Origin of the sequence: Streptomyces sp. NRRL F-5126 (genome assembly GCF_000721265.1) — a bacterium.
Lineage (GTDB): Bacteria > Actinomycetota > Actinomycetes > Streptomycetales > Streptomycetaceae > Streptomyces.
On the sequence record NZ_JOFZ01000006.1, the window covers coordinates 465,743 to 485,562 of the forward strand.

The window sequence follows — 19,820 nt, forward strand, 5'->3', positions numbered from 1 at the left end:
ATGAGCACCGATCCGACCGCCGCGACCGTCGGGGTCGACTTCGGCACCCTGTCAGGACGGGCCGTGGTCGTCGACGTCGCGGACGGCGCCGAACTCGGCAGCGCGGTCCACACGTACACGCATGCCGTGATGGACCGCGCCCTGCCCGGCGGCCGGGAACTCCCGCCCGACTGGGCCCTCCAGATGCCGCAGGACTGGAGGGACGTGCTGCGTCACGCCGTGCCCGATGCGCTGCGAGCCGCTGGGGTGCGGCCTGATCAGGTCATCGGCATCGCCACCGACTTCACTGCCTGCACCGTGCTGCCCACGACCCGGGACGGCACACCCCTGTGTGAACTGCCGGGCTTCGCCGACCGCCCCCACGCCTACCCGAAGCTGTGGCGGCACCACGCGGCACAGCCCGAGGCCGACCTGATAGTCGAGCGTGCCCGGGAGAGCGGCCAGGCGTGGCTGGGGCGCTACGGCGGGAGAATCTCCAGCGAGTGGCAGTACGCCAAGGCGCTTCAGGTGCTGCACGAGGACCCGGACGCCTACGCCGCCGCCGACCGCTGGATCGAGGCCGCCGACTGGATCGTCTGGCAGCTCACCGGCGCCGAGAGCCGCAACCCCTGCACCGCCGGCTACAAAGGCATCCACCAGGACGGCCGGTACCCTGACGCCGGCTTCCTGGCATCCCTGCATCCGCAATTCGCCGGCTTCACCGCCAAACTCGAACACCCCCTCACCCCGCTCGGCTCTCCGGCCGGCGCGCTGACACCGAAGGCCGCCGAGTGGACCGGGCTGCGCCCCGGCACCGTGGTGGCGGCCGGCAACGTCGACGCGCACGTCACGTCCGCGGCCGCACAGTCCCTCGAACCCGGCAACATGCTTGCCATCATGGGGACTTCCACCTGTCACGTGATGAACTCGGACGTGCTGGCCGAGGTCCCGGGCATGTGCGGGGTGGTACGGGACGGGGTGGTGCCCGGGCTGTGGGGCTACGAGGCCGGGCAGAGCGGGGTGGGCGACATCCTCGCCTGGGCCGTACGCACCGCCGCGCCCCAGGAATACGCGGACGAGGCGGGACGCCGCGGGATGTCCGTGCACGACCTGCTGACCGAGAAGGCCGCCGCTCAACCGGTCGGCGGCCACGGCCTGCTGGCACTGGACTGGCACAGCGGCAACCGCTCGGTCCTGGTCGACCACCACCTGTCGGGACTCCTCGTGGGGCTGACGCTCGACACCCGTCCCGAGGACATCTACCGCTCGCTGATCGAGGCCACCGCATTCGGGGCACGCACCATCGTCGAGGCTTTCGAGCGGGCCGGTGTGCCGGTGACCGACTTCACCGCGGCCGGCGGCCTGTTGAGGAACGACTTCCTCATGCAGACCTACAGCGATGTGCTGGGCCGCCCGATCCACCTGCTCAGGTCCGAGCAGGGACCCGCTCTCGGCTCGGCCATCCACGCCGCCGTCGCCGCCGGTTCCTACCCGGACATCCGCACTGCCTCGCGGGCGATGGGCCGCCGCGACATGCGCGTCCACACCCCGGACCCCGGCCGGGCCACCGCCTATGACCGCATGTACACCCAATACCTGGCACTGCACGACCACTTCGGCCGTGGCAGCAGCGATGTCATGCACCGCCTCCGCGACCTGCGCGGCCAGGCCGCCGGCACCGTCGGCACCGCCGACCAGATCGCGTGAGCACGATGTGAGCGCTAACATTCCTACTCCTTCTCCCCTCTGAGGTCAGTCCTGTCATGAGCGGTTCTCCGTACTCGGAACTCGCCGCTGCGGTGTCGTCGCTGCGGCAGCAGGTCAGTGACCTGCATCAGGAACTCGTACGCTACGACCTGGTGGTGTGGACTGCCGGGAACGTGTCGGGGCGGGTACCCGGCCACGACCTGTTCGTGATCAAGCCGAGCGGCGTGCGCTACGACCGGCTCTCGCCCGACTCGATGATCGTGTGCGATCTGGACGGCCAGGTGGTCGAGGGCGAGTTGTCCCCCTCCTCCGACACCGCCGCCCATGCCTACGTCTACCGGCACATGCCGGACGTCGGCGGGGTGGTGCACACCCATTCCACCTACGCGTGCGCATGGGCGGCACGCGGCGAGCCGGTGCCGTGCGTGCTCACCGCCATGGCCGACGAGTTCGGCGACGAGATCCCGGTCGGCCCGTTCGCCCTGATCGGCGACGACTCCATCGGAAGGGGCATCGTCGGCACCCTGGGAGAGCACCGCTCTCCCGCCGTACTGATGCAGAACCACGGCGTGTTCACCATCGGCGGGGACGCGCGCGCCGCCGTCAAGGCCGCGGTGATGTGCGAGGACGTGGCCCGCAGCGTGCACATCTCCCGTCAGCTCGGCGAGCCGATACCCATAGACCCCGGCGACGTCGACCGGCTGCATGCGCGCTACCAGAACGTCTACGGCCAGCCCGCACGGCCGGTACCCGCCACTGACCGAGGGGCCCGGCCATGACAACACCGACGACCGCCGAACGCGAGGTCTGGTTCCTCACGGGCAGCCAGGGCCTGTACGGGGAGGAGACACTCCGCCAAGTCGCCGAGCAGTCGAGGGAGATCTGCGGAGAACTGGCGAAGGCAGCCCACAGCCCTGCTCGCGTGGTGTGGAAACCGGTGGTCACCGACGCATCGGCGATCACGGAGGTGATGCTCGCGGCCAACTCCGCGCCGGGGTGCGTCGGCCTGATCACGTGGATGCACACATTCTCTCCCGCGAAGATGTGGATCGCCGGGCTCGACCTCCTGCGCAAACCGCTTCTGCACCTGCACACCCAGGCGCACCGCGAACTGCCGTGGTCCACCATCGACATGGACTTCATGAACCTGAACCAGGCCGCACACGGCGACCGGGAGTTCGGCTACATCCAGTCGAGGATCGGCGTGGCACGCAAGACCGTCGCGGGACACGTGTCCGATCCGGCGGTGATCCACGGCATCCACGCCTGGATGCGGGCCGCGCTCGGCCACGACGCCCTGCGCACCCTGCGCGTGGCCCGCTTCGGCGACAATATGCGGGATGTCGCCGTCACCGAGGGCGACAAGGTGGAGGCGCAGCTGCGGTTCGGCGTGTCGGTCAACACCTACGCGGTCAACGACCTCGTGGAAGCCGTCGACGCGATCGAGGAGACGGCCGCGAGCGAGCTGGCCGCCGAGTACACCCGCCTCTACCGGACCGGCCGGGATCTGGCCGTCGGCGGCGCGCGCCATGACGCCCTGCGCTACGCGGCCCGCGTCGAGCTCGGGCTGCGCGCCTTCCTCGGCACGGGCGGCTTTCGCGCGTTCACGACCAACTTCGAGGATCTGGGAGGGCTGCGGCAGCTGCCCGGCATCGCCGTTCAGCGGCTGATGGCGGACGGTTACGGATTCGGCGCCGAAGGCGACTGGAAGACCTCCGCCCTGCTCCACGCGGTGAAGAGGATGGGCACCGGCCGGCCGGGCGGCAGCTCGTTCATGGAGGACTACACCTATCACCTGGTCCCTGGCCAGGAGGTGATTCTCGGCGCCCATATGCTCGAAATCTGTCCGACCATCGCGGCCCGCCGGCCGAGCTGCGAGATCCACCCCTTGTCCATCGGTGGCCGTGAGGACCCCGTCCGCCTGGTCTTCGACACCCGGCCGGGCCCGGCGGTCGTGGTCGGTCTCGCCGACGTCGGCGACCGCTTCCGGCTGGTGGCCAACCAGATCGAGGTGGTGGCGCCGGCCGAGCCGCTGCCCGCGCTTCCGGTGGCACGTGCCGTCTGGCGGCCGGAACCCGACCTGCGCACGTCGGCCGAGGCATGGCTGACCGCCGGCGGCCCGCACCACACCGTGCTGTCGACGGCGGTCGGCGCCGAGGAACTCGCCGACCTCGCCGACATGCTCCGCACGGAACTCCTCCTCATCGACGAGGCCACCGAAGTACGGCAGTTCACCAAGGAGATCCGCTGGAACCAGGCGTACTACCGTCTCACCGGCCGGTTGTGACCACGTGGCACCGTTCCGGCGCCGCGCAACGGCGGACACCTCTGCCGGGGATGCCGCACGCAGGCACTACGGTGCCGCGTATGACGACTGCTTTGATTACGGGCGCGACCTCCGGAATCGGTGCCGCGTTCGCCCGGCGGCTGGCGACCGAGGGGCACAACCTGGTCCTGGTGGCGCGCGATGTCGAGCGACTGCGCGAGCACGCCACCGAGCTGCACGACCGCCACCGCGTCGAGGCCGAGGTGCTCCAGGCCGACCTCGCGTCCGACCACGGCATCGAGGCCGTCGAGAAGCGCCTCTCCGACCGGAGGCAACCGGTCGACCTGCTCGTCAACAACGCGGGCTTCGGGCAGAAGGGCGCGTTCCTCGACGTCCCGGTCGAGGACGAACTCGTCATGCTGAAGGTGCACTGCGAGGCGGTGCTCCGGCTGACCACGGCGGCCGTCGCGGGCATGCGCACGCGCGGGCGCGGCGGCGTCGTCAACGTCGCGTCCACCGCCGCCTTCGTCCCCCGGGGGACGTACGGCGCGTCCAAGGCGTGGGTCGTCCAGTTCACCCAGGGCGTGGCGCGCGACGTGGGGCAGTACGGGCTGCGGCTGATGGCGCTGTGCCCGGGCTTCGTACGCACGGAGTTCCACGAACGCGCGGGCATGGGCACCGACAACATCCCCGGCTGGATGTGGCTCGACGCGGACAAGGTCGTCACCGCCGCCCTCGCCGACCTGGCGCGCGGCAAGACCATCTCGATCCCCGACCCCCGCTACAAGGCCCTGATGGGCGCGGCGAAGCTGGCACCGCGCGGCCTGCTCGGCGGCATCACGTCGAAGGCCGGCCGCAAGTACGGTCCTGTCCACCCGGACGGCGTCTGACCTCACGTACCGGGGCGCCCCGGCCTCGACTACAGTGATCGAATGATCGAATCGTGCCGCGGTTCGATCGCGATACGCGAAAGGACGGGGCTGTCGTGCGCGAAGGGGCCGCGGAACGCCACGACCGGCTGCTGAACCTGGTGCGTGAACGCGGCACCGTCCGGGTCGCCGACCTCGCCACGCACCTGGGGGTCTCGCCCGTCACCGCGCGCCGCGACGCCGAGGCACTGGCCGCGCGCGGGCTGCTCGACCGGGCGCACGGCTCCGTCTCGTGGCCCGAGCGGCGCGGACCCGCGGGCACAGCTCCCGGCGGCGGCAGCCCGGTGATCGGCATGCTCGCGCCCGCCGCCGGCTACTACTTCCAGGACATCATCCGCGGGGCGCACGAGGCGGCGGCACGGCTCGGCGCCCGGCTGATCCTGCGCGTGTCCGACTACCGCCCCGAGGACGACGCCTCGCACGCGGCCGGGCTGCTCGCGGCCGGCGCGCAGGGCCTGCTCGTCGCCCCGAGCTGGACCGGGCCCGAGCATCCCGCACGGTACGCGGAGTGGATCGCGCGGCTGCCCGTGGACACCGTGCTCGTGGAGCGAACGGGAGAGCCCGGCGGCCCGCTCGACGGCCTCGACCGGGTCAGCTCCGACCACGCGCACGGCGTGCTCATCGCCGTGCGCCACCTCGTACGGCTCGGGCACGGCACGCCCGTGCTCGTCGCCCGCTCCGACAGCCCGACGGGCCAGGCCGTGCGCTCCGGGTACGCGCAGGCGCTGGACGCGCTGGGGCTCGGGGCCGTCGCGCCCGTGCTGGACTCGACGCCCGCCGTGCGGGACCCCGGCCGCTTCGAGGAGGCCGCGCTGACCCTGCACCGGCTGGTGCGCGAGGGACGGGCCACGGCCGCGCTCATGCACAACGACGAGGACGCCACGCGCATGGTGCGGCGCCTCGCGGAGCTGGGCTGCCACGTCCCCGGCGACCTGGCGCTCGTCACGTACGACGACGAGGTCGCGGCGCTGGCCGACACCCCGCTGACGGCGGTCGCGCCGCCGAAGCGCGCCGTGGGGCGCAGCGCGGCCGAACTCCTGATCGAACGGCTCACCGCTGACGAGGACGAGCGGGACGCGCCGCGCCGCCACCTGGAGCTGCTGCCCGCGCTGCGGGTGCGCCAGTCGTGCGGCGCCGCGGCGGCCGCGCGTGCGGGTCGCGCCCCCGCGCCGGTACACCCGGCCTGATCGCTGCCCTCTGATCGTCACATCCACCTTTCGATCATTTTTCGATCAATCAATCTTTCGCTCTTGACTTCGCTCACGACGGCTCGAAGTATCGCCGCGACCGCCTGTCCCCGAAGCAGAGGAGCAGCGCCGTGAGCCGCACCTGGTCCCGGCCCCTACGAACAGCCGTGGGAGCCGCCGCCGTCCTTCTCTCCCTCACCGTGCTCGCGGGGTGCGGCGGCGCCCCGGTGCAGCCCGCGGAAGGGACCGCGGCGCACCCCGTCACCGTCACCTTCTGGGCCTGGACCAAGGGGTCGCAGGAGGTGGCGGACGAGTTCAACGCCACGCACGACACCATCAAGGTCAAGTTCGAGGAGATCCCCTCGGGCGGCCTCGGCGGTTACCCGAAGATCGCCAATGCGATCAAGGCCGGGATCGCGCCGGACGTGCTGTCCATCGAGTACCCGGAGCTCGCGCAGTTCGTGAGCCAGGGGTCGCTGAAGGACCTCAGCGGCTACCTGACGCCCGCGGTGAAGAAGCAGTTCCTGCCGCAGACCATCCAGCTGACGACGATGGGCGGCAAGAACTGGGCGGTGCCCTCCGACGCGTCGCCGCAGATCTTCTACTACCGCAAGGACTTCTTCACCCGCCACCACATCGCGCTGCCCAAAACCTGGGCCGAGTTCCGCACGGCCGCGCAGCAGGTGAAGAAGGCCGCGCCCGGCACCCGGATCGCCACCTTCTTCCCCGACGACCCGACGTTCTTCCAGACGATGGCCTGGCAGGCCGGCGCACGGTGGTTCACCACGAGGAACGGGGCGTGGCGCGTCGACACCGTGGACCCCGCGACGCGCAAGGTCGCGGCGTACTGGCAGCACATGATCGACGACCGCCTCGTCTCCACCGCGCCCTCCTACAGCCCCGAGTGGACGGCGTCGCTCAAGGCGGGCACCACCGTCGGCTATCTCGGCGCCTCCTGGGGCGCGGGCACGCTCGCCGGCATCGTGCCCGAGGAGAAGGGCGAGTGGGCCGCGATGCCCATGCCGAGCTGGGACGCCGCACACCCCTCCGTGGGCATGAGCCAGGGCTCCACCTTCGCGATCTCCAAGAACAGCAAGAAGACCGCCGCGGCCATGAAGTTCATCCTCTGGATGGCCACCTCCAAGGACTCCGTGCGGGCACGCGTCAGCGCGAGCACGTCGACCGCCCTGCCGGCCGACCCGTCGCTCGTCCCCGTCGCACGCAAGGCCATCGACACCAGCTTCTACGGCGGCCAGGACCTCTACAGCCTGTACGAGAAGGCCGGCGCCACCATCGACCCGCACTGGCTGTGGGGGCCGACCGCCGCGGCCAACAACGCCCTCAAGGACCAACTGCACGGGGTCGTCGGCGGCAGCACCACGCTGCCGCGCGCCATCGCGGCCACCCAGCGCGCCACCGTCTCCGCCCTGCGCGGCAGCGGTCTCACAGTGGAGGACGCCTCATGAGCACGGAAACGAGCACGGGAGGCGCCGGCACCGCGCGGCCGCGGACACCGTCGGCCCCGGACGCCGCCACCTCGGGCACCGGGGCACTGCGCACCCGGGCGCGCCGCACCGGCGGGCGCCGTCGTGGCGGTGGCCGCACCGGCATGGCGGCCGGGATCCTGCTCACCCCCTTCTTCGTCCTGTTCACGATCGCGATGCTGATCCCCGTCGGCTACGCGATCTGGCTGAGCCTGTTCACCCAGAAGCTTTCGGGGCTCGGCTTCAGCGGCCCGCACAGCGTCTTCGACGGCCTCGGCAACTACGTCGCCACCTTGGGCGACGCCGCGTTCCGCGACGGCTTCCGCGTGCTCGCCGGTTACGTGGTCTGCTACATCCCGATCATGGTCGGCGGGGCGCTCGTCATCGCGTTGCTGCTGGACACCGCGCTCGCACGCGCCCGGCGCTTCTTCCAGCTCGCGCTGTTCCTCCCGCACGCCATCCCCGGCCTGATCGCGGCACTGATCTGGGTCTACCTCTACACGCCAGGACTCAGCCCCGTCGTGGACGCGATGCGCTCGGGCGGCATCGGCCTCGACTTCTTCTCCTCCAACGGCGCGCTCCCCTCCGTGGTGAACATCGCGCTGTGGGAGTGGCTCGGCTACAACGTCGTCATCTTCTACGCGTCGCTCCAGGCCGTCGACCGCTCCCTCCTGGAGGCCGCGGCCGTGGACGGCGCGGGCAACTGGCGACAGGCCTGGAGCATCAAGCTCCCCCTCATCCGCTCCTCCGTCTTCCTCGTGCTGCTCTTCACGGTCATCGGCTCGCTCCAGCTGTTCACCGAGCCGCTGCTGCTCTCCGGCTCGGGCTCGGCCATCACCAGCACCTGGACCCCCAACCTCTACGCCTACGCCGAGGCGTTCCAGCTGGGCGACTACGGGCGGGCCGCCGCCGCGTCCGTCCTCATCGCACTCGTCGCCGCCGTGCTGTCCTTCGCCGTCACCAAGCTCGCCAACAGGAAGGGAGCGCGGTCATGACCACTCCGCTCATCGCCGACCCGGCCGAGGGGCCGGGCCCCGCCGCGGGCCGGCACGACGGCCGCGCGCCCGTCACCGCGGGCCGCAGGCCCGGCAGCCGCTGGCTCTCGCGTACCGCGGTCAACGGCCTGCTCGCCATCGCCGCCGCCTACACGCTCTTCCCCCTCGTCTGGCTCGTCACGGCGGCCACCAAGGACGCGGGCAACATCCTCGGCGGCAACGTCTTCTCCTTCGCGGGCTTCGACTTCGGGCACAACCTGTCGACCCTCGCGACCTACCAGGGCGGCATCTACTTCCGCTGGTACGGCAATTCGCTCCTCTACGCGGGACTGGGCGCTCTCGGCTGCTCGCTGGTGAGCGTCGCGGCGGGCTACGCCTTCGACAAGTACGACTTCCGGGGCAAGGAAAAGCTGTTCGCCGTCGTCCTGCTCGGCGTGCTGCTGCCGTCCACGGCGCTGTCCCTGCCGCTGTACCTGCTCGCGGTCTCGACACACACCGTCAACACCTACTGGTCGGTGCTGATCCCCGTGCTCGTCAATCCGTTCGGCGTGTACCTCTCCCGCATCTTCAGCGCCGGCTACATACCGAACGAGGCGCTGGAGGCCGCGCGTATCGACGGGGCGGGCGAGATGCGCGTCTTCTGGTCGATCGGGCTCCGCATGGTCATGCCCGGCTTCGTGACCGTCTTCCTCTTCCAGTTCACCGCGATCTGGAACAACTTCTTCCTCCCGCTCGTGATGCTCTCGGACAAGAACCTGTACCCGCTGAGCCTCGGCCTCTACAACTGGCACAGTGTCGCCAACGCCTCCCCCGACTTCTACCCGATGGTCGTCTCGGGCTCGCTCCTCGCCGTCCTCCCCCTGATCGTCGCCTTCGTGACCCTCCAGCGGCACTGGAAGGCCGGCCTGACGGCAGGCGGCGTCAAGTGACCTCCGCGACCCGCACGAGGAGTACGAGTTCCACCATGCACCACGCCACTGACAATCGCCCCGCCGCGCTGCTCGCGATGGGCCCAGGGACCGCGGACCGGCTGCTCACCGACGCCCACCGGGACCGGCTCACCGGGCTCGTGCGCGTCGATCCCGGCCTGGTCGCCGGCGATCTGACGGGCCGCGACCCGGCCGTCGAGGCGGCGCTCGCCGAGGCCGAGGTGCTGCTCACCTGCTGGGGCGCGCCGCGGCTCACCGCGCCCGTGCTGCGCGCGGCGCCCCGGCTGCGCGCGGTCGTCCACGCGGCGGGCACCGTCAAGCAGATCGTCACCGACGCGTGCTGGGAGCGCGGCATCGCGGTCAGCTCGGCCGCCGGCGCCAACGCGCTGCCGGTCGCGGAGTACACGCTCGCCGCGATCCTGTTCGCCGGCAAGGGCGTACTCGCCTCCGCCCGGCGCTATCGCGCATTGCGCGCCGGCCACGACTGGCACGGCGAGCTGGCGGACGCGGGCAACTACCGCCGCACGGTGGGGATCGTCGGCGCGTCCCGGGTCGGGCGCCGCGTGATCGAGCTGCTGCGCCCGTTCGACCTGCGCGTCCTGCTGTACGACCCGTACGTCGACGCGGCGGGCGCCGCGGCGCTCGGCGTGGCGCGCGCACCGCTCGACGAGCTGTGTGCGCGCAGCTCGGTCGTCTCCGTCCATGCCCCGCAGGTGCCCGCGACGCGCCACATGATCGGGGCGGCCCAGCTGGCCGCGATGCGGGACGGGGCGACGCTGGTCAACACGTCGCGCGGATCGCTGATCGACGAGGACGCGCTGCTGCCCGAGCTCGTCTCGGGGCGCCTGAACGCCGTGCTCGACGTCACGGAGCCCGAACTGCCCGCGCCCCACTCGCCGCTGTACGACCTGGACAACGTCCTGCTGACGCCGCACGTGGCCGGTTCGCTCGGCAACGAGCTGCACCGGATGGCGGACCACGCGCTGGACGAGATCGAACGCTTCACGAAGGGCGAGCCGTTCGCGGAGCCCGTGCATCCTGCGTCACTGCACCGCTCGGCGTGACGCGGCCCATCGGCAACGGGCGAGGCCCGGCACCCCTCGCGGAGTGCCGGGCCTCGCCCGTACAGCGGTTCGGCGTTACGGCAGCCGCGTCAGTGCGCGTGGCCGTGGCCCGCGGCCGCCGGCTCCTCTTCCTCCGCCGGCTTCTCGACGACCAGGGTCTCGGTCGTCAGCAGCAGGGAGGCGATCGACGCGGCGTTCTCCAGCGCGGAGCGCGTCACCTTGACCGGGTCGATGACGCCGGCCTTGACGAGGTCGACGTACTCGCCGGTCGCGGCGTTGAAGCCGCTGCCCTTGTCGAGCTCCGCCACCTTCGAGGTGATGACGTAGCCCTCAAGGCCCGCGTTCTCCGCGATCCAGCGCAGCGGCTCGACGACGGCGCGGCGGACGACGGCGACGCCCGTGGCCTCGTCGCCCTCCTTGCCGAGGCTGCCGGAGAGTACCTTGCCCGCGTGGACGAGCGCGGAGCCACCGCCGGAGACGATGCCCTCCTCGACCGCGGCACGCGTCGCGGAGATGGCGTCCTCAAGGCGGTGCTTCTTCTCCTTGAGCTCCACCTCGGTGGCGGCGCCGACCCGGATCACGCACACGCCGCCGGCCAGCTTCGCGAGGCGCTCCTGGAGCTTCTCGCGGTCCCAGTCGGAGTCCGTGGTCTCGATCTCGGCCTTGATCTGGTTGACGCGGCCCGTCACGTCGGCGGAGTTGCCGCCGCCGTCGACGATGGTCGTGTCGTCCTTGGTGACGGTGACGCGGCGGGCGGAGCCCAGCACGTCGAGACCGGCCTGGTCGAGCTTGAGGCCGACCTCCTCGGCGATGACGGTCGCGCCCGTGAGGGTCGCGATGTCGCCGAGCATGGCCTTGCGGCGGTCGCCGAAGCCGGGCGCCTTGACCGCGACGGCGTTGAACGTGCCGCGGATCTTGTTGACGACCAGCGTCGACAGGGCCTCGCCCTCGACGTCCTCGGCGATGATCAGCAGCGGCTTGGAGCCACCCGCCTGGATGACCTTCTCCAGCAGCGGGAGCAGGTCCTGGATCGAGGAGATCTTGCCCTGGTTGATCAGGATGTACGGGTCCTCGAGGACGGCCTCCATACGCTCCTGGTCGGTCACCATGTACGGGGACAGGTAACCCTTGTCGAAGGCCATGCCCTCGGTGAAGTCCAGCTCGAGGCCGAAGGTGTTGGACTCCTCGACGGTGATGACACCGTCCTTGCCGACCTTGTCCATCGCCTCGGCGATGAGCTCGCCGACCTGCTGGTCCTGCGCGGAGAGCGCGGCCACGGCGGCGATGTCGGACTTGTCGTCGATCGGGCGCGCGGTCTCCAGGAGGTCCTTGGAGATCGCGGCGACGGCAGCGTCGATGCCGCGCTTGAGGGCGGCCGGGGACGCGCCCGCGGCCACGTTGCGCAGGCCCTCGCGGACCAGCGCCTGGGCGAGCACCGTGGCGGTGGTGGTGCCGTCACCCGCGATGTCGTTGGTCTTGGTCGCCACCTCCTTCACGAGCTGCGCGCCGAGGTTCTCGTACGGGTCCTCGACCTCGACCTCACGCGCGATGGTGACGCCGTCGTTGGTGATGGTGGGGGCGCCGAACTTCTTGTCGATGACGACGTTGCGGCCCTTGGGGCCGATCGTCACCTTGACCGTGTCGGCAAGCTTGTTGACGCCGCGCTCGAGGGCGCGACGGGCGTCCTCGTCGAACTTCAGGATCTTCGCCATGGGAGCTTCCGTGTCCTCTCAGACGACCTGCGCCCCCGTCCGCCCGGCGTACGCGGGGAGGCCAGGGGCGCAGGTCGGAAAAGCAATACTGGGTGAGTTACTTCTCGATGATCGCGAGCACGTCGCGAGCCGAGAGGACGAGGTAATCCTCGCCGCTGTACTTCACCTCGGTGCCGCCGTACTTGCTGTACAGAACGACATCGCCGACGGAGACGTCGAGCGGCAGGCGCTCGCCGTTCTCGAAGCGGCCCGGACCGACGGCGAGGACGGCGCCCTCCTGGGGCTTCTCCTTGGCGGTGTCCGGAATAACCAGGCCAGAGGCCGTGGTCTGCTCGGCGTCGAGCGGCTGGACCACGATGCGGTCCTCAAGCGGCTTGATGGCAACCTTGGTGCTGGCGGTCGTCACGATCCGACCTCCCCCTTCGGAGATCTCACGGGGTTGACTGTCTGAGGTGGCGACCAGCCGGACCGTCGTCGCGGGTGCCGGACCTGCCCGTCGCGCATTGGCACTCTCACTTGCTGAGTGCCAGACCAGAGACTATGACTGCGATTAGCACTCGGTCAAGCGGAGTGCCAATCGGCGTGGACGCGCCGCGTTTCCGTCCCCCTCGCGGGCTCGCCGTCCCCACGGTACGTCCGCGTCTCTCAGACGTAGTCCTCCAGCCTGGCTACGGCGTAGCCCTGGTCGGTGATGCGCTGCAGCAGGTTCCTGATGTTCTCGACCATGGTGGCGTCCCACTCGGAACGGCCCTGGAAGTGCGTGAGGATGATGTCGCCCGGCTCGAAGTGGGCCTCGTCACGCCAGTCCATGTGCGTGGGGAACGCCTCCGCCTCCCACAGCGGTACGGCCTTGATGCCGCAGGACTTGGCGATGCTCAGGGTGTCGCGGTTGTAGTTGCCGTACGACGGGCGGAACAGCGTGGGGCGCTTGCCGTACTCCTTGGCGAGCTTGTCCTGCTGGCCGCAGATCTCGTGCTCCTGCTTCGCGTGGCTGAGGCCGGGGAGGTAGGGGTGGGTGAGGGTGTGGTTGTTGAGGGTGACGCCCGAGGCCTGCACCTTGGTGAAGTACCCGTAGTCGTCGCTGATCAGGTAGTCGGTGAGGAAGGCGCTGTACGGGACGTGCAGTTCGGACATCATCTTGATGAACTGCGGCTCCTTCTCCGACCCGTCGTCGATGGTGATGAAGACGACCTTGTCCTTGGTGGGGACGCGGGTGAAGACGGGCGGCAGGCCCGCGTCCCCGCCTTTGACCCCGAACCCCTTGCGGGTCGTGATCCGCGGCTTCACGGTGGGCGGTGGCGGCGGGACCAGCGGTGCGGCGGTCAGTCCCCACTTCTTGGCGGTCGCGAGGCGGGCTGCGGCCGAGGCCTTGAGCCGCGAGGCGTAGTCGGCGAGCGCCCCGGCGGGCCGCTTCGCGTGCGCGCCCGCTGCCGCGCCGGCGGCGGGTCGCGCGGGCTTCGTCGCGGCCTTCGACGCGGTATTCGACGCGGGCCGCAGGGCCGGGGTGGGACGGCCCGAGGCGCCGGACGCGGCCCGCGAAGGGCCGCGCGAGGGGGATACGGAGTCCGAGGCGGAGGCGGACGCGGACCCGGAGGGCGACGCCGAGGCGGCCGGGGTCGAGCCGGTGGCGCCGGCCGCCGGGGCAACGGATTCGGCGACGCCGGCGGCGCCCGCGATCCCCGGGGACCCGGCCTTGCCCGCGTCTCCGGCGTCCCCCGCCCGGCCCGCCGCGCACCCCGAGCCGACGGCGGCGACGAGGAGCGCGGCGGCGACGGCGCGCGCCCGCCGACCCAGGCGGGTCCGGTCCCCCACCCGATCCTTCATCAATTGTTCTGTTTGTCGTACTAGTCGCATGGCGCCGCATCCTCCCAGCGCCTGGGGCCGCCGCCGCGCAGGCGCCGCCGCCACGCGCACACGGTCCCCCGCCTGGCCGACAGCCCGCCTGGCCGACAATGGGCCGGTGACCGAAGAACCACCGACCCTCGCGCCGCTGCTCACCCCGGAGGGCCAGGCCCTGCTCGCCCAGGTGCGCGATCACGACCCGGCGCACGAGTTGGCCCTCGCCACCCGCCTGCGCCGCGACCACCCGGCCGGCCTGGTGTCGGCCGCGCTCGGCCAGGCGCGACTGCGGCAGCGCGCGGTGGCGAAGTTCGGCGCCGAGGACGCCCACCGCATGTACTTCACGCCGAACGGCGTCGAACAGGCGACCAGGTCGGCCGTCGCGGCCCACCGCGCCGCGCGGCTGCGCGCGCTGGGCGTGCGGCGGGTGACGGACCTGTGCTGCGGCATCGGCGGCGACGCGGTCGAACTCGCGCGCGCCGGCATTTCCGTCATGGCGGTCGACAAGGACCCCCTGACGGCCGAGATCGCGGCCGCGAACGTACACGCGCTCGCGCCCGCGGGGCCGCGGGCCGAGGTGGTGTGCGCGGACGCCACGACGTACGACCTGGCGGGCGCGGAAGCCCTCTTCGTCGACCCGGCGCGACGGCGCGGCTCGGGCAGGGTCTTCGACCCCGAGGCGTACGCGCCGCCGCTGTCCTGGGCGATCGACGCGGTACGGCGCACGGGCCTCGGCGCGATCAAGATCGCGCCCGGCATCCCGCACGAGCTGGTGCCCGACGACTTCGCGGCGGAGTGGGTCTCCCACGGCGGCGACGTGAAGGAGGCGGTGCTCTGGCACGCCCCCGGCCTGCCCCCCACCCGCACGGCGACCCTCCTGCCCGAGGGCGCCACGGTCGCCTCCCACGACCTCCCCGACCCAGCGGTGCGCGCGCCGGGCGGCTACCTGTACGAACCGGACGGCGCGGTCATCCGCGCCCACCTCATCGCCGAGGCGGTGACCGCCCTCCCGGACGCGGGCCTGCTCGACGGGACGATCGCGTACGTCACGTCCGACACCCTGCACCGCACGCCGTTCGCGACGGCGTACGAGATCACCGACGTCCTCCCCTTCAACCTCAAACGCCTCAAGGCGCTGCTGCGGGAACGCGAGGTGGGGATCCTGACGGTGAAGAAGCGGGGCTCGGCGGTGGAACCGGAGGAGCTCCGCAGGAAGCTGAAGCTGAAGGGCAGGAACGAGGCGACGGTCTTCCTCACCCGCGTGGCAGGCGCCCCGAGCATGCTGCTGGGAAAACCGGCCGCCGGGTAGCGGTCGGCCGGCACCCGCCCAAGTGGCCTCTATGGGCCTATGGTCGGGCGATGCGCGCACGACACCCCATTGACCGGCCGGCCGACCTCGACATCGTGCGCGAGTCCTATGACCGCGTCGCCGACAACTACGCCGACATGGTGCTGACGACCGGGATCGGCGACATCCGCGGCCACCCGTGGCACAAGGCGGCCATCGACGCCTTCGCCGACTCCGTGGGCAAGCTCGGGCCCGTGCTCGACGTCGGGTGCGGGCCCGGGACCGTGACCGCGTACCTCGACGAGCGCGGGCTCGACGTGTCAGGCGTCGATCTCTCGCCCCGCATGGTCGAGAACGCGCGCCGCCTCCATCCGCGGTGCCGCTTCGGCGTCGCCTCCGCCACCGAGCTCGATCTCGCGGAGGCGTCGTACGGCGGCATCCTCGGGTGGTGGTCGCTGTTCAACCTGCCGCGCGACGTGCTGCCCCAGGTCCTCGCCTCGTTCGCACGCGCCCTCAAGCCCGGCGGGTGCTTCATCGCCGCGACGCACGTCGGCGACGAGGACCTGCGGCGCACCGAGGCCTACGGTGGTGTCGCCGTCCGCTGGACGACGCACAAGTGGCCGCCCGAGCAGTTCGTGGGGCTGATCGAGCAGACAGGGCTGGGCCCGGTCGCCGAGCTCCGGCTCCCTCCGGAGCAGTACAGCGGGCCGGGTGTGGTCGTCATGGCCGAGCGCCCCGCCTGAGAGCGCGGGGCGCCGGTCACTCCAGGTTGTCGAGGTCCGTGAGCTCGTCCGCGTAGATCTTCGAGAGCGGTTGCGGGCCGACGTACTGCTGGCAGTTGCACTGCCGCAGCTCGAACCGCAGCGGCTTCTTCTCGCCGTCCCACTCGACCGGGGACCGCACGTCCTCGTGGCACTTGCCTGTCTTGTCGTGCTTCGCCAGGTGATGGGTGCAGCCGCAGACGGCCTCCGGGGGCTTGTGGGACTCCTCGATCGCGAGACGCCCGTTCTCGGCGAGCTTCAGGCGCTCCATCCTTCTCTCGTGCCTGGTCTTGAGCGCCGAGCGGCCGGTGTCCGCGAGCCAGCTGAACCCGCCCACCATGAAGAAGACGAATATCCACCAAAACCAGTTCATCCGCCGCCCCTTCACCCGATGGCGCATGCGTGTTCCCTTCCAGAATAGGACGTACGGGGTAGGAACGGCTTCAACAAGGGACGCCTCCTGCGTCACTCGCCGGACGAGAGCGCCGCGTACGCCACTGACCAGCGGCGATCCCGTCACGACGTTGACCGCGCCGCCGCGGCGCCGGACCCCGGATACGCTGCCCGGCATGACCGTCGACAACCGACCGGAGCCCCCGTCCACAGGAGGCGAGCGCGAGATGCTGCGCGCCTTCCTCGACTTCCACCGGGCCACGCTGGCCATGAAGGCGGAGGGGCTGGACGACGACGAGCTGCGACGACGCTCGATGCCGCCGTCCACACTCTCGCTGCTCGGGCTCGTGCGGCACATGTGCGAGGTGGAGCGCACCTGGTTCCGGATGGTGATCGGCGGCGAGGACCTGCCGCTCGTCTGGTCGGACACCGGTGACTACCAGGTGGCCTACGACGCGACGGGCGCCACCCGCGCCGAGGCGTTCGCCGCCTGGGAGGCCGAGGTCGAGCACTCACGCAGGATCGAGCGAGAGGCCGCCTCGCTGGACGTCACCGGCGTCAGCAAGAAGTGGGGCGAGGAGGTGTCGCTGCGCATGGTGATGCTGCACATGATGCACGAGTACGCACGCCACAACGGCCACGCGGACCTGCTGCGGGAGGCCATCGACGGGACGGTGGGCGCCTAGCCGGACGACCGGCCCGCCTGCCCCGTCAGCCGTTCTCGTCCACCGGTTCGAAGCGCCAGCGGTGCACCGGGCGCGTGACGAGGTCCGCCGGCGGGTCGGGGAGCTCGGGCACCGGCGTGGCGTACGTGCCCGGCCACCACGTCAGGACGAGGACCCTGTCCTGCGGCGCGCGGAACGTCTCGCGGCGCAGCGGCTCCTCGGCCGGCCGCCGGCTCCTCGCCCAGGCCAGGAGCTCCTCGCCGCGGCCCTCAGCCGCGCGCGCCTCCCACATCAGCGTGACGGTCACCGGCGCGCCGCCCCCGCCGCATGGGCCGCCGCGTGGGCGTGCGCGTGTGCGTGGACCGCGTCGTGCGCCGGTACGTGCGGGTCCGTGACCGGGAGCGAGCTGTCGGCCGACAGCTCCCACGCCGACGCGGAGCGGCCACGCGCGACCATCTCGGCGCCCAGCGCCGCGACCATCGCGCCGTTGTCCGTGCACAGGCCGGGGCGCGGCACCCGCAGGGTGATGCCCGCGCGCGAGCAGCGTTCCTCGGCCATGGCGCGCAGCCGCGAGTTGGCCGCGACGCCGCCGCCGATCATCAGGTGGTCCACGCCCTCGTCACGGCACGCGCGTACCGCCTTGCGCGTCAGGACGTCCACGACGGCCTCCTGGAACGACGCGGCGACGTCGCGCACCGGCACGTCCTCGCCCGCGTTCCGCTTCGCCTCGATCCAGCGCGCCACGGACGTCTTGAGGCCGGAGAACGAGAAGTCGTACGGCGCGTCGCGCGGGCCCGTGAGGCCGCGCGGGAACGCGATCGCGGCCGGGTCGCCCTCGCGCGCCAGCCGGTCGATGACGGGGCCGCCGGGGAAGCCGAGGTGCAGCACGCGCGCGATCTTGTCGAACGCCTCGCCCGCCGCGTCGTCGATCGTCGCGCCGAGCGGCCGCACGTCCGAGGTGATGTCGGGGGCGAGCAGCAGCGACGAGTGGCCGCCGCTGACGAGGAGCGCCATCGTCGGCTCCGGCAGGGGGCCGTGCTCCAGCTGGTCGACGCAGATGTGCGAGGCCAGGTGGTTGACCCCGTACAACGGCTTGCCGAGCGCGTACGCGTACGCCTTCGCCGCCGACACCCCGACGAGCAGCGCCCCGGCGAGGCCGGGTCCCGCCGTCACGGCGACGCCGTCGAGGTCGCGTGCGCTGATCCCCGCGGTGGCGAGGGCGCGCTCGATCGTCGGGACCATCGCCTCCAGGTGGGCGCGCGACGCCACCTCGGGCACCACGCCGCCGAAGCGCGCGTGCTCGTCGACGCTGGACGCGATCGCGTCGGCCAGCAGTGTCGTGCCGCGCACGATGCCGACGCCCGTCTCGTCGCAGGACGTCTCGATGCCGAGGACGAGTGGTTCGTCAGCCATCAGTGTCCGTTCCTCCCGGGCCCCGGCCGGTCTCGCCCGGCGGGGCCTCCTTCATGTCGCGCATGTCGCGCCGCATCACGAGCGCGTCCACGTTCCCCGGCTGGTAGTAGCCCTTGCGGAAGCCGATCGGCTCGAAGCCGAAGCGCCCGTAGAGCTTCTGGGCGCGCGTGTTGTCCACCCGCACCTCAAGGAGCACCTCGCTCGACTCGAACGCGGTGGCGTGCCGCAGCAGCTCGGTGAGCAGCCGGGCGCCGAGGCCGCCGCCCCAGTGGTCGCGGGTGACGCCGATCGTCTGCACGTCCGCCACGCCGCCGACCGCCGCGAGGCCCCCGTACCCGACGAGCCTGCCGCCCTCGTCGGCGACGACGTAGCGGCGGGTTGCGTGCGGGCCGCGCGCGTGCGCGAGCTCCGACCAGAACATGCCCACCGACCAGGCGTCCTCGGGGAACAGCTCGTCCTCGAGTTCGAGCACGGCGTCGATGTCCCACCACCGCATCTCGCGCAGGACGGCGTCCGCGTGCTCGCTCGCTGCGTGGCTCACGTCGGGGTGACCACCTTGTAGTTCTTCGGCACCTGCGCGTCCGGGCGGCGCAGGTACAGCGGCAGGGGCGGCAGGAACGCGCCCCCGCGCTCGCCGGCGCCGGTCGCGAGCAGCTCGGCGGCCAGCCCGGCGAGCGCGGCGGCCGACTGGTGCAGCGGCTCGCGGGCGTCCGGGAACGCCTCCGGGTACAGGGCCGCGCCCGCGCCCACGATCGGCAGTCCCGCGAGGGCCTCGGCGATGTCCGCGGGCCGGTCGACCGCGGGTTCGCCCACGCGGTGGCGGGCGTCCGCGTACCGCGCCCAGTAGACCTCCTTGCGGCGCGCGTCCGTCGCGACGGCGAACGGGGTGTCGAGGCCGGCCGCGTACGCGAGCCCGTCGAGCGTGCACAGCCCGCGCACGGGCACCCCGAGCACGGAGCCGAAGGTCAGGGCGGTCGCGATGCCGACGCGCAGCCCCGTGTAGGGGCCGGGCCCGACTCCTGCGACCAGGTCCGTGATGTCGCCGGGCGACGCTCCTGCGGCGGCGAGCACGCGGTCGACGGCGGGCAGCAGCAGTTCGCCGTGGCGGCGCGCGTCGACGTCGCTCTCCTCGGCGACGACGCGCGTGCCGTCGTGCAGGGCGACGGTCACGGCGGGGGTGGCGGTATCGACGGCAAGCAGAAGCACGCG

At 71.8% G+C, this 19,820-nt stretch carries 20 protein-coding genes; 12 read left to right on the plus strand and 8 right to left on the minus strand.

The window, feature by feature from the left end:
- From araB to IH48_RS0115025, 9 genes are all read left to right on the plus strand, one after another.
- Positions 1–1,686 carry a ribulokinase gene (gene araB / locus IH48_RS0114985; protein WP_037841940.1) on the plus strand — a complete coding sequence of 562 codons (1,686 nt, stop codon included), beginning with the start codon at positions 1–3 and terminating at the stop codon, positions 1,684–1,686.
- A gap of 56 nt (positions 1,687–1,742) precedes the next feature.
- Entirely contained in the window at positions 1,743–2,465 is a 723-nt protein-coding gene (locus tag IH48_RS0114990; RefSeq protein WP_037841943.1) for an L-ribulose-5-phosphate 4-epimerase, read from the plus strand.
- The gene (gene araA, locus IH48_RS0114995) at positions 2,462–3,973 is read left to right on the plus strand and encodes an L-arabinose isomerase (RefSeq protein ID WP_030903713.1); all 1,512 of its coding nucleotides are present in this window, start codon (positions 2,462–2,464) and stop codon (positions 3,971–3,973) included. The genes IH48_RS0114990 and araA overlap by 4 nt, the downstream gene beginning before the upstream one ends.
- 80 nt (positions 3,974–4,053) lie before the next feature.
- Complete coding sequence (locus tag IH48_RS0115000; RefSeq protein WP_030903714.1) at positions 4,054–4,842, plus strand: SDR family NAD(P)-dependent oxidoreductase; 789 nt, start codon at positions 4,054–4,056, stop codon at positions 4,840–4,842.
- Positions 4,843–4,937: 95 nt separating this feature from the next.
- Positions 4,938–6,068, plus strand: a complete 1,131-nt coding sequence (locus IH48_RS0115005; protein WP_030903715.1) for a substrate-binding domain-containing protein — start codon at positions 4,938–4,940, stop codon at positions 6,066–6,068.
- Between the two features lie 131 nt (positions 6,069–6,199).
- Positions 6,200–7,534, plus strand: a complete 1,335-nt coding sequence (locus IH48_RS0115010; RefSeq protein ID WP_030903717.1) for an ABC transporter substrate-binding protein — start codon at positions 6,200–6,202, stop codon at positions 7,532–7,534.
- 143 nt (positions 7,535–7,677) lie between these two features.
- On the plus strand, positions 7,678–8,547 hold the full coding sequence (locus IH48_RS0115015) for a carbohydrate ABC transporter permease (RefSeq protein WP_030903718.1): 870 nt from the start codon (positions 7,678–7,680) through the stop codon (positions 8,545–8,547).
- On the plus strand, positions 8,544–9,476 hold the full coding sequence (locus IH48_RS0115020; RefSeq protein WP_030903719.1) for a carbohydrate ABC transporter permease: 933 nt from the start codon (positions 8,544–8,546) through the stop codon (positions 9,474–9,476). Before IH48_RS0115015 ends, IH48_RS0115020 begins: the two co-directional genes overlap by 4 nt.
- A 35-nt stretch (positions 9,477–9,511) precedes the next feature.
- The gene (locus IH48_RS0115025; protein ID WP_030903720.1) at positions 9,512–10,540 is read left to right on the plus strand and encodes a hydroxyacid dehydrogenase; all 1,029 of its coding nucleotides are present in this window, start codon (positions 9,512–9,514) and stop codon (positions 10,538–10,540) included.
- 89 nt (positions 10,541–10,629) lie between these two features.
- Here the strand turns inward: IH48_RS0115025 and groL are convergent, their stop codons facing one another.
- The 3 genes from groL to IH48_RS0115040 all read right to left on the minus strand — a co-directional run bounded on the left by groL (position 10,630) and on the right by IH48_RS0115040 (position 13,749).
- Positions 10,630–12,252 carry a chaperonin GroEL gene (gene groL / locus IH48_RS0115030; protein ID WP_030903721.1) on the minus strand — a complete coding sequence of 541 codons (1,623 nt, stop codon included), beginning with the start codon at positions 12,250–12,252 and terminating at the stop codon, positions 10,630–10,632.
- 97 nt (positions 12,253–12,349) lie between these two features.
- On the minus strand, positions 12,350–12,658 hold the full coding sequence (gene groES / locus IH48_RS0115035) for a co-chaperone GroES (protein ID WP_030903722.1): 309 nt from the start codon (positions 12,656–12,658) through the stop codon (positions 12,350–12,352).
- A 239-nt stretch (positions 12,659–12,897) separates the two neighbouring features.
- Positions 12,898–13,749, minus strand: a complete 852-nt coding sequence (locus IH48_RS0115040; RefSeq protein ID WP_234434275.1) for a polysaccharide deacetylase family protein — start codon at positions 13,747–13,749, stop codon at positions 12,898–12,900.
- A gap of 463 nt (positions 13,750–14,212) precedes the next feature.
- On the opposite strand from IH48_RS0115040, the gene IH48_RS0115045 reads away from it, so the two are divergent.
- Positions 14,213–15,400, plus strand: coding sequence for a THUMP-like domain-containing protein (locus tag IH48_RS0115045; RefSeq protein ID WP_030903724.1), 1,188 nt, complete (start codon positions 14,213–14,215; stop codon positions 15,398–15,400).
- A 50-nt stretch (positions 15,401–15,450) separates the two neighbouring features.
- On the plus strand, positions 15,451–16,122 hold the full coding sequence (locus IH48_RS0115050) for a class I SAM-dependent DNA methyltransferase (RefSeq protein WP_030903725.1): 672 nt from the start codon (positions 15,451–15,453) through the stop codon (positions 16,120–16,122).
- Between the two features lie 16 nt (positions 16,123–16,138).
- Here the strand turns inward: IH48_RS0115050 and IH48_RS0115055 are convergent, their stop codons facing one another.
- Positions 16,139–16,513 (minus strand): hypothetical protein, encoded by a 375-nt coding sequence (locus tag IH48_RS0115055; RefSeq protein ID WP_030903727.1) that lies wholly within the window; start codon positions 16,511–16,513, stop codon positions 16,139–16,141.
- A 196-nt stretch (positions 16,514–16,709) separates the two neighbouring features.
- Between IH48_RS0115055 and IH48_RS0115060 the strand changes: the two genes are divergently transcribed.
- Positions 16,710–17,219: a DinB family protein gene (locus IH48_RS0115060; RefSeq protein ID WP_030903728.1), complete on the plus strand. Its 510-nt coding sequence runs from the start codon at positions 16,710–16,712 to the stop codon at positions 17,217–17,219.
- Between the two features lie 25 nt (positions 17,220–17,244).
- Here the strand turns inward: IH48_RS0115060 and IH48_RS0115065 are convergent, their stop codons facing one another.
- From IH48_RS0115065 to tsaB, 4 genes are read right to left on the minus strand one after another with little or no spacing between them, the layout of a single operon-like run.
- Entirely contained in the window at positions 17,245–17,505 is a 261-nt protein-coding gene (locus IH48_RS0115065; RefSeq protein ID WP_030903729.1) for a hypothetical protein, read from the minus strand.
- Positions 17,502–18,611: a tRNA (adenosine(37)-N6)-threonylcarbamoyltransferase complex transferase subunit TsaD gene (gene tsaD / locus IH48_RS0115070; RefSeq protein ID WP_051839795.1), complete on the minus strand. Its 1,110-nt coding sequence runs from the start codon at positions 18,609–18,611 to the stop codon at positions 17,502–17,504. The genes IH48_RS0115065 and tsaD overlap by 4 nt, the downstream gene beginning before the upstream one ends.
- Positions 18,604–19,107 carry a ribosomal protein S18-alanine N-acetyltransferase gene (rimI, locus tag IH48_RS0115075; protein ID WP_030903732.1) on the minus strand — a complete coding sequence of 168 codons (504 nt, stop codon included), beginning with the start codon at positions 19,105–19,107 and terminating at the stop codon, positions 18,604–18,606. The genes tsaD and rimI overlap by 8 nt, the downstream gene beginning before the upstream one ends.
- Positions 19,108–19,148: 41 nt before the next feature.
- Entirely contained in the window at positions 19,149–19,817 is a 669-nt protein-coding gene (gene tsaB / locus IH48_RS0115080; protein ID WP_030903734.1) for a tRNA (adenosine(37)-N6)-threonylcarbamoyltransferase complex dimerization subunit type 1 TsaB, read from the minus strand.
- Between the last annotated feature and the right edge of the window lie 3 nt (positions 19,818–19,820).